Raw genomic sequence first — 13,956 nt, forward strand, 5'->3', positions numbered from 1 at the left:
TACCTCCGGGGAACCGTGCACCCCGGTCCGGACGGACCGGGTGACCGGCTGACCGGGTGAACAGAGTCGGCCCCAGGCTGAGGGACAGCCTGGGGCCGACGCTCTTCCGCAGCCCGCCCGGACCCCGCCCGTCCGGACCGTCGCCCGTCCGGACCGCCGTCCGCCTGCCGCAGGAGCCCGCATGGGACCGGATCACCGGGAACAGCCGCACCCGTACGACATCCACGACCGAGACCGAGCGACCCCTCCCACCACCGTACGGGACACCCGGACGGCGGCCGGGCGGCACGGCCTCACCGCGACCCTGCTCCGGCTGCGGTGGCCCGCCGTTCTGACGCTGTCGGTGGCGGCGAGTTCGCTCGCCGCGCTGCTCCTGCCCGCCGTGCTCTCCGGAGCCGTCGACCGCGCCCTGGCCGGCCGGGCCGCCGCGGGCATCGGCCCGCTCGCGGCAGTCGTCGGCCTGCTCACGGCGGGCGAGGCCGTCGCGCAGTACGCGGGGCCACGGGCCACCGCCGAGGAGGCGGGCCGGCTGCGCGCCGCCCTGGTGCGGCACATCATGGCCACCGGCCCCTATCCCGTGCGACGCACGGCGACGGGGGACCTGGTGGCCCGGCTCACCGCCGGCACCGCGGAGGCCGGCCTCGGCGCCCAGGCGGCGGTCTACGCCGCCGCCCAGCTGATCATGGCGACCGGTTCCGTCGTCGCCCTGGGGCTGCTCGCCCCCGAACTGGCCGCGGCCTTCCTGGTCACGGCGCCGGCCGGGTACCTGCTGGTACGGCGGAGCCTGCGACGCACCGTGCGGCGCGGCGCCGGCTACCAGAGCGCGCAGGCCGCCGTCGCCGCGCGGCTGCTCGACGCCCTGGCGGGCAGCCGGACCATCGCCGCCGCCGGAACCGTCGAGCAGGAGATCGAACGCGTACTGCGGCCCGTGCCCGAACTCGCCCGGCACGGACGCGCGTTGTGGGACAGCCAGCGCCGCGTCGCCTGGCTCACGGGGCTGCTCGCCCCCGCGACCCAGCTCACCGTCCTCGCCGTCGCCGGGTACCGGCTCTCCACCGGGGCGCTCAGCACCGGCGACCTGGTGGCCGCCCTCGGCTACACCGCCCTCGGCCTGGGCGGCTTCGGCACCGTGCAGAGCCTCCTCGACCTCGCCCGGGCCAGGGCGGGACAGCACAGGGTCTTCGAGGTCCTCGACGACGCCCCCCGGAGGCCGCCGGGGACGCGGGACCTGCCGCCGGGCCCCGGACGGCTGGAGATCCGCGGCGTCACCGTCCGGCGGTCCGGACGCACCGTCCTCGACGGGCTGGACCTCACCGTCGACGCGGGCAGCCGCGTGGCCCTGGTGGGAAGTTCGGGGTCCGGTACGTCCACGCTCGCGGCCGTCGCCGGTGGACTCCTCGCCCCGGACGACGGCGTCGTCCTGCTGGACGGGACGCCCCTGGACGAGGTCCGGCCGGCCGACCTGCGCACCGCCGTCTCCTACGCCTTCTGCGACCCCGCGCTGACCGGAGCCACGATCCTCGACGCCATCACCGCCGCCGCGCAGCCGGTGCCCGCCGCCCGGGCCCGCCCCGCCGCCCGCGCCGCGCAGGCGGACACCTTCATCCGGCGGCTGCCCGCCGGTTACGACACCCCCCTGGCCGACGCGCCGCTCTCCGGCGGGCAGCGGCAGCGGGTGGGACTCGCGCGCGCCCTGGCCCGCGACGCCCGCCTGCTCGTCCTCGACGACGCGACATCGGGCCTCGACACCGCCACGGAGGCCGCGGTACTGCGCGCGCTGGACGCCGGCCACCGGGACCGTACGCGACTGGTCGTGACCCACCGGACGTCCACGGCGGCCTGGGCGGACACCGTGGCGTGGCTCCACGAGGGCCGCATCCGGGCCCTCGCCCCGCACCGGGAGCTGTGGGCCGTCCCCGCCTACCGCGGCATCTTCACCGGCACGGACGACGACCCGGCGGCGGACGCAGGCGGCGGAGCGGGGCACGCGGTCGCGGACGCGGTCGCGGACGCGGACGCCGGGTGCTGAGGCCCGTACGGCCGGACGCGGACCACGGACGAGAGAGCAGGTACACATGACCGACCGCACCGACCGCACCGACCGCACCGACCGCACCGACCGCACCGACCGCACCGACCGCACCGACCGCACCGACCGCACCGACCCCCCTCACCCCGCCACCGGACCTTCCCACGCAGACCCGCGCCCCGACCCGGAACCGGCCTGCGGTCCGGAACCGGACCACGGTGCGAACCCGCCTCCGGCCCGGACCCGGAACCCGGTCTCCGGCCCGACCACGACGCCGACCCGCGCCGTGGACGGGCGGCCCAGCCCCGGCCCGGGTCCGGCACCGGGGCGTGTGCCGGGGGCGGGTCGTGCCGGGGACGGGCGGCTGAGCCCTGGCCCGGGTTCGGAGCCGAGCCGTGGGCCGGAACCGAGCGGTATGCCGGAGCCGAGGCCTGAGCCGAGCTGTGGGCCGGGTTCGGAGCCGAGCCGTGAGTCGGGGTCAGGGGCGGAGCCGGTTCGCGGGGGCGGGGCGGGGGCCGGGGCGTCCTCTCCGTCGTCGCTGGCGAGCAACCGGGCGGCGTTGCGGCTGGTCCGTGGCGGCCTTGCCCGGAGCAGGGCCGCGGCTCTGCGGCTGACCTGGTGGACGCTCCTGTCGGCCGTGCCCGCCTTTGTCTCGGGCAAGGCCCTGGCGCTCGCCGTCGACCAGGGTTTCCTGGCCCACCACCCGCCGGCCGCCGCCCTGGGCCTCGGCCTGTTCGCGCTCTCCACGCTGGGCGGGGCCTGGGCGAGCCGCCAGACCTATCCCTGGCTCGCCGAGATCGTCGAGCCGCTGCGGGACCGTCTGCTGCGCGACGTCGTCACCGGCACACTGCGCCGCGCGGTGGCCCACGGCGGGGTACGGCGGGACGACTTCGCCGCCGTGGCCGTCGCCCAGCTGACCCGGCAGGTGGAGGCCGTCCGCGACTCCGTCGCCGGGCAGCTCATGCTCGTATGGCAGTTCGTCCTCACGGTGGCCGCCGTCGTCACGGGCACCGCGGTCATCGCCCCGGCCGCCGTGCCGTACATCGCCGGTCCGCTCCTGCTGGCGCTCGGCGCCTTCACCGCCCTGGCCCCGGCCACCGTCCGCCGCCAGCGGAAGGCCTTCGAGACCGAGGAACGGCTGGCGCGGGACACCGTCGTCACCGTCGGGGCGCTGCGCGACCTCGTCGCCACCGGGACCCAGGACCGGGCGCAGCACGACCTGCTCGACGCGGTGGACGCCCAGCTGCGCGCCGCACGCGGACTCGCGGCCGTGTCGATGGTGCGGCGGCTGGTCGTGGCGGTGGGCGCGCACAGCCCGCTGCTCCTCGTCGTCCTCGCCGCGCACCGCCTCGTCGGCCACGGCATGACACCCGGCGAGGTCGTCGGCGTGCTCACCTATGTGATGTCCACCCTGGAACCGGCCGTCCGCCTGCTGGTCCAGGGGGTCGGCGCGTCGTGGCTGCGCCTGGCCGTGGCGGCGGAGCGTCTCGCCGACGCCGCGCGCCACCCCGAGCCCGCCGAGCCCGCCGAGCAGGCCCCCGGCGCGGGGCCGGTGCCCGCCGACGGATCGGCCGTGCTGACGGACGTCACCTTCGCCTACGGCCCGGACGCCGCGCCCGTCCTCGACGGCCTGGACCTGTCCCTCGACCACGGCGACCACCTGGCCGTGGTCGGACCCTCCGGCGTGGGGAAGTCCACGCTGGCCGACATCCTGGCCGGGATCCTCCCGCCGGACGGCGGCCGGGTCATCCTGGGGGGCGCGCCCCTGGACCGGGTGACCCCGCACGACCTCGGCCGGGCCAGGGTGCTGCTCCCGCAGAACCCCTACGTCTTCACCGGCAGCCTGCGGGAGAACCTCTGCCAGCTCGCCCCCGGCACCCCGGACGACGTCGTCGCCCGCACTCTGGAGGAACTCGGCGCGGACGCTCTGGCGCGTCGGCTCGGCGGCCTCGACGGCCGGGTGGACCCGGCCGAACTGTCCTCGGGTGAGCGTCAGTTGATCGCGCTGGCCCGGGTCCATCTCTCGGCTGCCGGGCTCGTCATCCTCGACGAGGCGACCCGGCACCTCGACGCCGTCGGCGAACAGCGGGTCGAGGACGCCTTCCGGCGGCGGCCCGGCACCGTCGTCACCATCGCGCACCGCATCGCCCTGGCCCGGCGCGCGGACAAGGTCCTGCTCCTCGACGGGGTGCGGCCCTGGGTCGGCACCCACGACACCCTCCTGGCGGAGAGTCCCCTCTACGCCGATCTGGTGGGCCACTGGGACACCGGTACGGCCGGGCCCGGCGAGCGCGGACCCGGCGCGGACGGTGACGGCGCAGAGGGTGACGGCGGCCCGCTCAGCAGCCCGGACGCAGCATCAGCTCACTCATCGTGGCGTCCCTCGGCAGACCGAGCGCCGTGACGACGGCGGCGGCCACGGTGGCCGGGCTCATATGGGCCTCCGGCGCGTACGGCAGGCCGAACTGCTCGTGCAGCCTGACCTGCATCGGCGTGTCGGTCTCGCCGGGATAGACGGTGGTGACCCGGACGCCGTGCCCGTACTCCTCCGCCCGCAGGGATTCCGCGAGCGCCTTCAGCCCGAACTTGGACGCCGCGTAGGCGCCGAGCCGCGGCGGCGCGTGCACCCCCGCTCCCGAGTTCATGAAGACGACGTGCCCGCGGGCGGCGCGCAGCGCGGGCAGCAGGATCCGGGTCAGCTCCGCGGGAGCGGCCAGGTTGACCGCGAGCATCTCCTGCCAGGCCCCCGCGCCCAGTTCACCGACCGGGCCCGACTCGATCGTCCCGGCGATGTGTAGCAGCGTGTCCAGCCGTGCGGGCAGCGCCTGCGGCTCCAGCCGGGCGCGCAGCGCACCCGGCGCGGCGAGGTCGGCCACCAGGGTCCGGCTCCCCGGGAACCGTTCCCGCAGCGTTCCGGCCCGCGCCCCGTTCCTGGCCAGCAGCCACAGCTCCTCCCCCCGCGCGTGCAGACGAGCGGCGACCGCCGCGCCGATCCCCGAACCGGCCCCTGTGATCAAGTGAACGCCCATAGCCCGATACTTACCCGGAAAGGCTGCCTTTTCCCCTTACCTGCAAGGCGGTTGGGAGCGCAATCGCTCACCGCGCGCCGGTGGGCCACCTGGACCCGGCCGGTCCTGTCCTGTGGCGCCGGCCTGTCCAGGAGCTGATCCCGCGGATCGCGGACATCCGCCTCACCGGTGACATCCCCCGGGTCCGCTCCCACTTCGTCAACGGCGTCAAGCACCTGCCGGTGGAGGTCACCTTGAGGTGACCCCGGGGCGGCTCCGGGGCGACCCCGGGCGGTCCTGCCGCGGTCCTAGAGCGGGGCCGTCCCGGAACCGTCCCCGGCCAGGGACTGCTCGAACCAGACGACCTTCCCCGTGCTCAGCCGGGTCGCGCCCCAGCGGTGCGCGAGCTGGTCGACCAGGAACAGGCCGCGGCCCCCCTCGTCGCTGAGCAGGGCGTGGCGCATCCGGGGGACCAGCGGGGAGTCGTCGCCGATCTCGCAGCGCAGTACGTCGGTGCGCAGCAGCCGCAGCGTGATGGGCCGGTTGGCGTACCGCACGGCGTTGGCGACGACCTCGCTGATCAGCAGCTCGCTGGTCTCCACGAGATGCTCCAGCCCCCAGCGGTACAGGGTGCGGCGGGTGAGACGGCGGGCCTGGCCCGCGGTCTGCGGATGCGGGGCCAGGTACCAGTAGGCGACCGTCTCCGGGAGCACGCCCACGAAGCGGGCGGCGAGCAGCGCGACGTCGTCGTCCCGGACCGCCTTGCCCAGCGGGCCGAGCGCCTCGTCGCACACGGCCTCCAGCGGCGGCAGCGTGGTACCCGCGGCGCCGCCGGTGGTACCCGTGGGGGTGCCGGTGGTGGCGCGCAGCCGGCCGAGGAGTTCCTCCACCCCGGTCAGCAGATCGGCGCCGCGGGACTCGACCAGCCCGTCGGTGTAGAGGACCAGGGTCGACCCGCTGGGTGCGGGCAGGTCCGTGGTCTCGAAGGAGCCGCTGCCCACGCCGATCGGCGCTCCCGGCGGCACCCGCAGGATCTCGCCCCGGCCGTCCGGGTGCAGCAGCAGCGGCGGCGGATGACCGGCGTTGGCGACGACGAGGCGGCGCAGGGCCGGGTCGTAGACGCCGTAGAGGCAGGTCGCGATGTGCTGGCCGCCGAGCCGTTCCGCCTGCTCGTCGAGGTGGTGCAGCACCTCGTCCGGGGGCAGGTCGAGCCCGGCGAGGGTCTGCACGATGGTCCGCAGCTGTCCCATGATCGCGGCCGAGGTCACCGAGTGGCCCATCACGTCGCCGATGACGAGGGCGACCCGGTTGCCGGGCAGCGGGATGGCGTCGTACCAGTCGCCGCCCACCCGGGCGGTCTTCGACGCGGGCAGATAGCGGCTGGCCAGCCGGATCCCGGGCGGCTCCGGCAGTGACGGCGGCAGCATCGTGCGCTGCAACGCGTCCGCCACGGAGGCGTCACGGCCGTAGAGGACCGCCTTGTAGACGCCGAGCGCGGTGTGGGTGGCCAGCAGGGACGCGACCACCAGGTCGTCGCCGGTGAACGGCGGCCGGCCGGCGTCGCGGGTGAGGACGAGGGCGCCGATGACATGGGTACGGGCGTGCAGCGGGGCGATGATCAGACGGCGGCCGGGCGGCGGCGGGAGGGGAGCGCCGCCGACCCGCGGGCCGAGGAGTTCCGCCGCCGCGGGGGCGTCCCCGGGAGCGTTCGCGAACACGGGCCGGCCGGCCAGCAGCAGGCCGGCCAGCGGACCCGTGACGGACGGGTGCACCGCCCGCGGCGGCGCCCCGGCCCCGTCGCCGTCACCCTGCCGCAGCAGGATGACCGGCAGCTCCGGAGTCTCGTCGCCGATGGCCAGCGGCTCGCGCAGCAGCACGTGCACCCGGTCGGCGAACGCCGGGACCGCCACCCGGCGCAGTTCGAGCAGCGTCTCGTCCACGTCCATGCCGCGGGCGATCCGCCCGGTCGCCTCGTCGAGGAACCGCAGCCGGTCGGCGGGGGCCACGGCGCCGTTCCGGGGGCGCGGACGGCCCGGGGAAGGGGCGCGCCGGGCGGCCCTGGCCGCGGTGCGTCCGCTGCCGGGGCCGTCGGCTCCGGGGTGCTTGGTCACTGAAGTCGCTTCCGTCGCTGTCCCGCCGAGGGGGCCGGCCGCCCGCTCAGCCGACCCGCCGGCAGCGGAGGAAGATCTGCTCCTCGGGCTGGACGTCCGCGGTCGCCGGCGCGTACGTGTACGAGGTCTCCTCGACGATCTCGAATCCCGCGTCGCGGACCACGGCGCGCAGCTCGTCACGGAGGTAGCCGGAGACCCGGACGGTGCTGCCGATGAACGGGATCGCGAAGTTGTCGACGTCCGCCTCCACCATCGACAGCACGAACAGGCCGCCGGGGTTGAGGAGGTGGTGGATGGTCCCGAGGGCCAGCGGGATCTCGGCGCGGGGCAGCATCAGCAGGGAGAAGAACGCGGCCACGGCGTCGAACCGGCCGAGGTCGGCGGGACCGCCCGGACGCAGGTCCGCGATGTCCATCTGCTGGAAGTCCGCCTCCGGCACATGCTTGCGGGCCAGGTCCACCATGTTGCCCGACAGATCGACACCCACGACGTCGAGCCCGGCGTCGGCCAGCTGGCGCGCGGTCGGCAGACCGGTACCGCACCCCAGGTCCAGCACCCGGGCCCCGCCGGGCAGCGCCCCCGTCAGCCACTCGACGGCCGCGACCTGGCCTTCCTTGTGCGGAAAGGCCTCGTCGTACCGGTTGCCGATGGCGTCGAAGGCCTCGGCCTGGCCCGAGCGGTCGAGCGGAAGGCCCGCGTAGCCGGCCTTGTCGGTGGAGCTGCTGCTCACGAGAGTCTCCCTTGGGGCTGCCTGGTGCAATTTTTCCATAAGTCGTACGGCTTCACATGGTCCGGGGGCGCGGGGGCGGGCCCGGCGCAGGGGTCCGGGGCGCGGTGCCTGCCGGGGCCGTGGCAGCGGTGGGGGACAGAGCCGTGGCAGATGCGTGGGGCACAGCCGCCGCCGGAGGGCGGGGCAGGACCGTGGCCGGGGTGACGCTGACATGCTCACGGCCGCCCGGAATCATGCCGGGGATCGTACTCCTCCGTTCCGCCGCGGAACCGTCCAGGGGCGGTCCCGGGCCGGCGGATCCGGATCCGGGGCGTGTGCCGGGGATGCCGTCGCGGGGAGCGGGCACCCGGATCCGTAGGACGCAGCCAGGGACAAAACGTGAGAAACGACCACGGACGAAAGCCCGCCGGCCGCAGACAGGAGGAGGTACCCGTGCAGATCCCGGACCCGCCCCAGCCGCCGGCGGCAGGGGCCCCCGGCCCGAGCCGCACCCTTACCGCCGCCGCGCCCGCGGCAACCACGAACCGAACCGTCCCCGCTTCCACAAACGCAGGCACGACCCGAACCGCAAACCGAACCGCAACCGCTTCCACCGCGGTGCACGCCCCGGACCGCGGGGACACGTTCGACCACCCGGCGCTGTTCTACCGCACCGCCGAGGAGTACCTGGCCGGCACCGTGCCGTTCGTCCGCGCGGGCCTGGCGGCCGGCGAACCGGTGGCCGTGGCGGTACCGGCCGAGAACCTGCGCCTGCTGCGCGCCGCGCTCGGCGACGACGCCCGTGCCGTGCGCTGTCTGGACATGCGGGAAGCCGGACGCAACCCCGGCCGGATCATCCCCGGTGTGCTGCGCGCCTTCGCCGACGCCCAGCCGGCCGGCCGCCGGGTGCGGATCGTCGGCGAACCGGTGTGGCCGGACCGCACGGCGGCCGAGTACCCGGCGTGCGTCCAGCACGAGGCGCTGATCAACGAGGCGTTCCGGGACCGGGCGGTGACGATCCTGTGCCCCTACGACGCCGGACGCCTGAGCCACCGCGCACTGTCGGACGCCTGTACGACGCACCCCGCGGTCGTCCTGCCGGGCACGCCGGCCCGGCACGTCAGTCTCGCCTACGCCCCCCGGACGGCCGCCGCCCGCTGCAACCTGCCGCTGCCTCCGGTGCCGCACGCCGCGTGCCACCGTTTCGACGCCGACCGCCTCACCGACGTACGGCACCTGGCCACCGACGAGGGCGCCCGGCTCGGCCTGACCGGCACCCGGTTGCAGGACCTCGGGCTGATCATCGCCGAGCTGACCGCCAACAGCGTCGTCCACGGCGGTGGTTCGGGCACGCTGCGGGTGTGGGCCGAGGGCGCGGCGGTGCTGTGCGAGGTACGCGACGGGGGCCGCCTGACCGACCCGCTGGCGGGCCGCCGGCCCGCCGTCCCCGACCGCCCGGGCGGCCGGGGGCTCCTGCTGGTCAACATGGTCGCCGACCTGGTCCGCGTCCACACCGGCCCGCACGGCACGACGGTCCGCTGCCGGCTGGCCGTGGGCTAGGCCCGGGTACCTGGGGCCGGCCCGGGCCGGGTACCCGGCACCCGGCCGCGTTCCGTCCGGGCGTCAGGAGGCCGCCAGGTCGAGGGTCAGGGGCTGGACCTTGCCCTCCAGCATCGCGCCCAGGCCGCGGGCGGCGCAGATGTCGGGGCGTTCGGCGATGGACACGGGCATCCCGGTCGCCTGGCGGAGCATCTGGTCGAAGCCGGGGAGCAGCGCCGACCCGCCGACCATCATGATCCCCCGGTCGGCCAGGTCGGCGACCAGGTCGGGCGGGCAGTCCCGCAGCACCTTGCCGATACCGTCCAGGACGGCCGTCAGCGGCGTCTGGATGGCGTCCCGTACGGCGGCGGTGTCGACCTGCACCGAGCGGGCCAGACCGGTGGCGACGTCCCTGCCGTGGATCTCCGCCGTCGCCGGGCCGTGCGGGCTGAGGCCGTTGGCCGACAGGGCCAGCTGGAGCGGCCGTACCGACTGGCTCGGCAGCATCAGTTCGTGCCGGTGGCGCAGCAGCTGCACGATCGCGTGGTCCACCGCCTCCCCGCCCACCGGGACCCGCGCGGCCGTCACGATCGAGCCGAGCGACAGCACGGCCACCTGGGTCGTCGCCGCCCCGCACACCAGGATCATGGACGCCTCGGGCTGCTCGACGGGCAGCCCGCATCCCACCGCCGCCGCGATCAGCGTGTCGACCAGCTCCACCCGGCGCGCCCCCAGCCCCACCAGCGTCTCGATCGCCGCCCGCTGGGCCAGCGGATCGGCGTCGTGCGGGGTGCAGGCCGCCGCCCGCAGGAACGGCTTGCGGCGCAGCGCGCGGCGCACCTTGTCGCCGATGAGGTGACGCAGCATCCGCTGCGCCATCTCGATGTCGACCACGGTGCCGCCGGAGACCGGGCGCACCACACGGATGTAGTCCGGCGTGCGGCCCGTCATCCGCTCGGCGAACTCACCGACCGCGATGAGCGCGCCGCTGCGGGTGTTGACGGCCGCGGCCGACGGCTGGTCCACCACGAGCCCGGCCCCCTTCACCCACACCCGGGTTCGGGCCGCCCCCAGATCCACGGCGAAGTGGCAGCGGCGCAGCTGCTCGAGACTGGCGGTCATGGGTGGGTCCTCCCGAGAGCGAGCGGATGAGCGGACGTGCGGACCTGCGGATGAAGGGATCTGCGGGTCGGTGGGTCGGTGGGTCGGCGGGCGTACGGCGGTGCGGGCATGCGTGAGGGCGCGCTGGGCGCGTCGCGGATACGGCGATATGCCGGTATTCCGGTCGTCTTATCGTGCCGGAGGGAAAGGGTGGATGCCCGTTGCACGGGGCCGGGCGGACACGGCCGGACGGGGGATTCTCCGCGCGACCCAGGGCCGTTCGGGGGAGGCAGGGCAGGCAGCCGGACGCCCCCTGTCGGCCACCGGTTGCCGGACGCGCCCGCCGGGCAGCGACCGAACAGGTGCCGGACACGACGGTGCGCACGCGGTGGTGCGCACGCGGTGGTGCGGACACGGTGGTGCGCACACGGTGGTACCGCGCGGACCCGCCGGGTCGGCGGGTCACCGGATCCGTCGGGTCAGCGGGGCGGCGGAGACGCGATGCCGCGGATGACGCCCAGGGCCAGCAGGTCCTGCGGGCGGATCCGGAGCTGGTCCGCCGTGCGCTCGGTCTCCCCCGCCGTCGCCGGACGCTTGAGGATGGCCGCCGCGAGCTCCGGGGCGATCACGGAGAAGTAGCTGTCCGGGGTGGCCCAGGTGTTGCCGGGGGCCGCCAGGGCCAGGGCGCCGCCCGAGCCGCCCTCGCCGACCAGGAGCGTCGTGACCGGCGTACGGACGGAGGCCACCGCGCCGAACAGATCCGCGATGGCGGCCCCCGCCCCCTGCCGTTCCGCCTCCGCGTCGTTCGCCGCGCCCGGGGTGTCCACCAGCGTCAGCACCGGGACGCCGAGCCGGTCGGCCAGCCGGATCAGCCGGGCCGCGGTGCGGTAACCGGCAGGACGGGTCGCCGTACCGCACTGCGCCGCGTAGGCGACCGTACGGCCCTCGTGCGTGCCGAAGCCGCACAGCATGCCGTCGTCCGTGCCGCCGCAGCGGTCGCCGCCGATGGCACGGCGGTCCGTGAAGTACGCGTCCAGGTAGGCGCGGGCGCGCGGATGCCCGGCGGAGCGGGCGCGGCGGACCGCCTCCCAGCCGGTGGCGGGGAGGGCGGGCGCGCCGAGGGCGAAGGGGACCGGGGCGGGTGTGGCGGTGCGCGGTCGGGGGGTCAGCAGGCGCAGCCACACGCCCAGTTCGCGGCGCAGTCCGTCCGGCGGGACCACCGCGTCCGCCGCGCCCGCCGCGAGCTGTGCCTGAGCCGTGTACGCCGCCGGGTCCGCGTCGGCCGGGCGGACCCGGGAGCCGGCGAAGCCGACCTGGGCGTCCGGGAGGGCCAGGACGACATCGGCGCCCGCGCCCAGGGTGGCCCAGCCGCCGCCGGTCGTGGGGTCGCGCAGGACTGCTATCTGCGGCAGGCCCGCCTCCCGGGTCAGCGCCGACTGCCGGGCCACGCGCTGGAGCTGGGTCAGCGCGATCATGCCCTCCTGCATCCGGCTGCCGCCCGTCGCGATCAGCGGGACGACCGGGAGCCGGTGCTCCCGGGCATGGGTGTACGCGGCCTCGAGACGGTCGCCGGTGCCCCGGCCCAGCGAGCCGCCGAGGAAACCGAACTCGAAGGCGATCAGGACCGCCTGAGTGCCCGTCACCTCGGCCGTGCCGGTCACGACCGACTCGGACTCGCCGGTCCGGTCGGCCGCGCGGGCGCGGGCGGCGTCGTAGCCGGGCCAGCCCAGGGGACCGTCCGGGGCCGGCTCCGGCGCGGGGCAGGGCAGTTCGGTGAAGGTGCCGGGGTCGGCGACCAGCGCCAGGACGGCGCGGGCGCTTTGGCCGTCAGCCACCGGTCAGGGCCCGCTTGAGGATCTTGCCCATGTCGTTGCGGGGCAGCGCGGCGAGGTGGTGGACGACCCGGGGCCGTTTGTGCGGGGCCAGGCGGGAGGCCACGTGCGCCGCCAACTCCTCGACGGACGGCGGCGCTTCGGGATCCGAGGGGACGATCCAGGCCACGATCCGCTCGCCCAGGTCGGGATCCGGTTCGCCGGTCACGGCCGCCTCCTTCACCCCGGGATGTTCGAGGAGGGCGTTCTCGATCTCCCCGGCCCCGATCTTGTAACCCCCGCTCTTGATCAGGTCGGTGGCCTTGCGGCCGACGATACGGACGTAGCCGTCGGGATCCCGTACCGCCATGTCACCGGTGCGGAACCAGCCGTCGGCCGTGAACGCCGCCGCCGTGGCGTCCGGACGGTTCAGATACTCCGTGAACAGGTTCGGGCCGCGCACCTGGATCTCGCCGACCGTCTCCCCGTCGTACAACGCCACCGGCGAGCCGTCCTCCTCGACCAGCCGCAGCTCCACACCCGGCAGCGGCACCCCGACCGTCCCGGCGCGGGCCTCGCCGTCCGCCCGCACACTGGTGTTCATCAGCGTCTCCGTCATGCCGTACCGCTCGATCACCCGCCGCCCGGTCGCCGCCGCGATCCGCTCGTGGTCGTGCACCGGCAGCGCCGCGGAACCCGACACCAGCAGCCTCGCCCCGGCCAGCGCCCCGGCCAGCGCGGGGTCGGAGGGCAGCGCCTCGGCGATGCGGTGGTACATCGTCGGCACCCCGAACAGCATGGTCGCGCCGTCCGTCAGCTCCCGTGTCACCCCCTCCGTGCCGAACCGGCCCAGATGGCGCAGCGAACCGCCGCGCCGCAGCGGGCCCAGCACACCGAGGACCAGGCCGTGCACATGGAACAGGGGGAGCCCGTGCACGAGGACGTCGTCCGCCGTCCACTGCCAGGCGCCGGCCAGCGCGTCCAGCGTCGAGGCGATCGCCCGGCGCGGGATGACGGCACCCTTGGGCGGGCCGGTGGTGCCGGAGGTGTAGACGACCAGGGCCGGGGAGCCGTCCTCGGTGTCCACCGCGCCCGGCGGGCCCCCGCCGGTGGCCCGTACGTCGATGTCGATACGCTTCAGACCGCTCACCGGAGGCGGCAGTTCGTCCCCCGGGGCCGCCAGGACCAGGGCCGGGCCGCTGTCGGACACGATGTGCGCCAGCTCCGTGCCGCCCGATTTCGGGTTGAGCGGCACCGCGGCCGCACCGGCGAGCAGCACGCCGACCACGCCCACGGCGGTCTCCAGCGACGGGGTCGCCCACACCGCCACCCGCCCCGCACCGGCGACCCGCTCGGCCACCGCGCCCGCGGCGCCCGCCAGCTCGGCGTACGTCATCGACCGCGCGCCGAACCGCAGGGCGGCCTGACCGCCGGCGACCGTCCGGCCGGCCGGGTCCGGGCGGCCCTCCAGGGCCGGGAAGAGGGAGGACACGCGGCGCACTCCTTCACATGGGGCGGGACGACTGCCCCCTTCATACCCCACCCGCCCCCTCCGCACGACCACGCCCTGGCAGGACCCAAGCAGCGGTTCGGCCGCACACAGGCCCGGCGGGAGAGGCGACACTGTCCGGCGTACCACCCACTTCGC

Annotated in this window: 9 protein-coding genes and 1 pseudogene; 4 read left to right on the forward strand and 6 right to left on the reverse strand. The window is 75.9% G+C overall.

The genetic code is table 11. The features are described 5' to 3' along the window. Positions 1–181 precede the first annotated feature (181 nt). Together ABZ862_RS12340 and ABZ862_RS12345 are read left to right on the forward strand one after the other, a co-directional pair. Positions 182–2,029 (forward strand): ABC transporter ATP-binding protein, encoded by a 1,848-nt coding sequence (locus ABZ862_RS12340; protein ID WP_360956188.1) that lies wholly within the window; start codon positions 182–184, stop codon positions 2,027–2,029. Positions 2,030–2,666: 637 nt separating this feature from the next. Next, entirely contained in the window at positions 2,667–4,433 is a 1,767-nt protein-coding gene (locus ABZ862_RS12345) for an ABC transporter ATP-binding protein (RefSeq protein WP_360956190.1), read from the forward strand. Here ABZ862_RS12345 and ABZ862_RS12350 read toward each other — a convergent pair. Next, complete coding sequence (locus ABZ862_RS12350; RefSeq protein ID WP_360956192.1) at positions 4,369–5,058, reverse strand: SDR family oxidoreductase; 690 nt, start codon at positions 5,056–5,058, stop codon at positions 4,369–4,371. The genes ABZ862_RS12345 and ABZ862_RS12350 overlap by 65 nt on opposite strands. 128 nt (positions 5,059–5,186) lie before the next feature. Between ABZ862_RS12350 and ABZ862_RS12355 the strand changes: the two are divergent. Further along, positions 5,187–5,300, forward strand: a pseudogene (locus ABZ862_RS12355) (cytochrome); the annotation flags it as partial. A gap of 45 nt (positions 5,301–5,345) precedes the next feature. On the opposite strand, the gene ABZ862_RS12360 reads toward ABZ862_RS12355, so the two are convergent. Both ABZ862_RS12360 and ABZ862_RS12365 read right to left on the reverse strand, forming a co-directional pair. Beyond that, a complete protein-coding gene (locus ABZ862_RS12360; protein ID WP_360956656.1) occupies positions 5,346–7,043 on the reverse strand; it encodes a SpoIIE family protein phosphatase in 1,698 nt (565 codons plus the stop codon). Between the two features lie 151 nt (positions 7,044–7,194). Next, positions 7,195–7,878, reverse strand: a complete 684-nt coding sequence (locus tag ABZ862_RS12365; RefSeq protein WP_360956194.1) for a class I SAM-dependent methyltransferase — start codon at positions 7,876–7,878, stop codon at positions 7,195–7,197. A gap of 597 nt (positions 7,879–8,475) precedes the next feature. Here ABZ862_RS12365 and ABZ862_RS12370 point away from each other — a divergent pair. After that, on the forward strand, positions 8,476–9,417 hold the full coding sequence (locus tag ABZ862_RS12370; RefSeq protein WP_360956196.1) for an anti-sigma factor RsbA family regulatory protein: 942 nt from the start codon (positions 8,476–8,478) through the stop codon (positions 9,415–9,417). Between the two features lie 63 nt (positions 9,418–9,480). On the opposite strand, the gene ABZ862_RS12375 is transcribed toward ABZ862_RS12370, so the two are convergent. From ABZ862_RS12375 to ABZ862_RS12385, 3 genes are all read right to left on the reverse strand, one after another. Continuing rightward, positions 9,481–10,518, reverse strand: coding sequence for a rod shape-determining protein (locus tag ABZ862_RS12375; protein WP_360956198.1), 1,038 nt, complete (start codon positions 10,516–10,518; stop codon positions 9,481–9,483). 458 nt (positions 10,519–10,976) lie between these two features. Further along, positions 10,977–12,332 (reverse strand): carboxyl transferase domain-containing protein, encoded by a 1,356-nt coding sequence (locus tag ABZ862_RS12380; protein WP_360956200.1) that lies wholly within the window; start codon positions 12,330–12,332, stop codon positions 10,977–10,979. After that, complete coding sequence (locus tag ABZ862_RS12385) at positions 12,325–13,800, reverse strand: acyl-CoA synthetase (RefSeq protein ID WP_360956202.1); 1,476 nt, start codon at positions 13,798–13,800, stop codon at positions 12,325–12,327. The genes ABZ862_RS12380 and ABZ862_RS12385 overlap by 8 nt, the downstream gene beginning before the upstream one ends. Between the last annotated feature and the right edge of the window lie 156 nt (positions 13,801–13,956).

It is taken from the genome of Streptomyces sp. NPDC047000 (genome assembly GCF_040644295.1).
In the GTDB taxonomy this organism is placed as follows: Bacteria; Actinomycetota; Actinomycetes; order Streptomycetales; family Streptomycetaceae; genus Streptomyces.

Coding starts and splice junctions, on each gene's coding strand:
- ABZ862_RS12340 (WP_360956188.1), top strand. CDS start 182: ATGGGACCGGATCACCGGGAACAGCCGCACCCGTACGACATCCACGAC.
- ABZ862_RS12350 (WP_360956192.1), bottom strand. CDS start 5,058: ATGGGCGTTCACTTGATCACAGGGGCCGGTTCGGGGATCGGCGCGGCG.
- ABZ862_RS12375 (WP_360956198.1), bottom strand. CDS start 10,518: ATGACCGCCAGTCTCGAGCAGCTGCGCCGCTGCCACTTCGCCGTGGAT.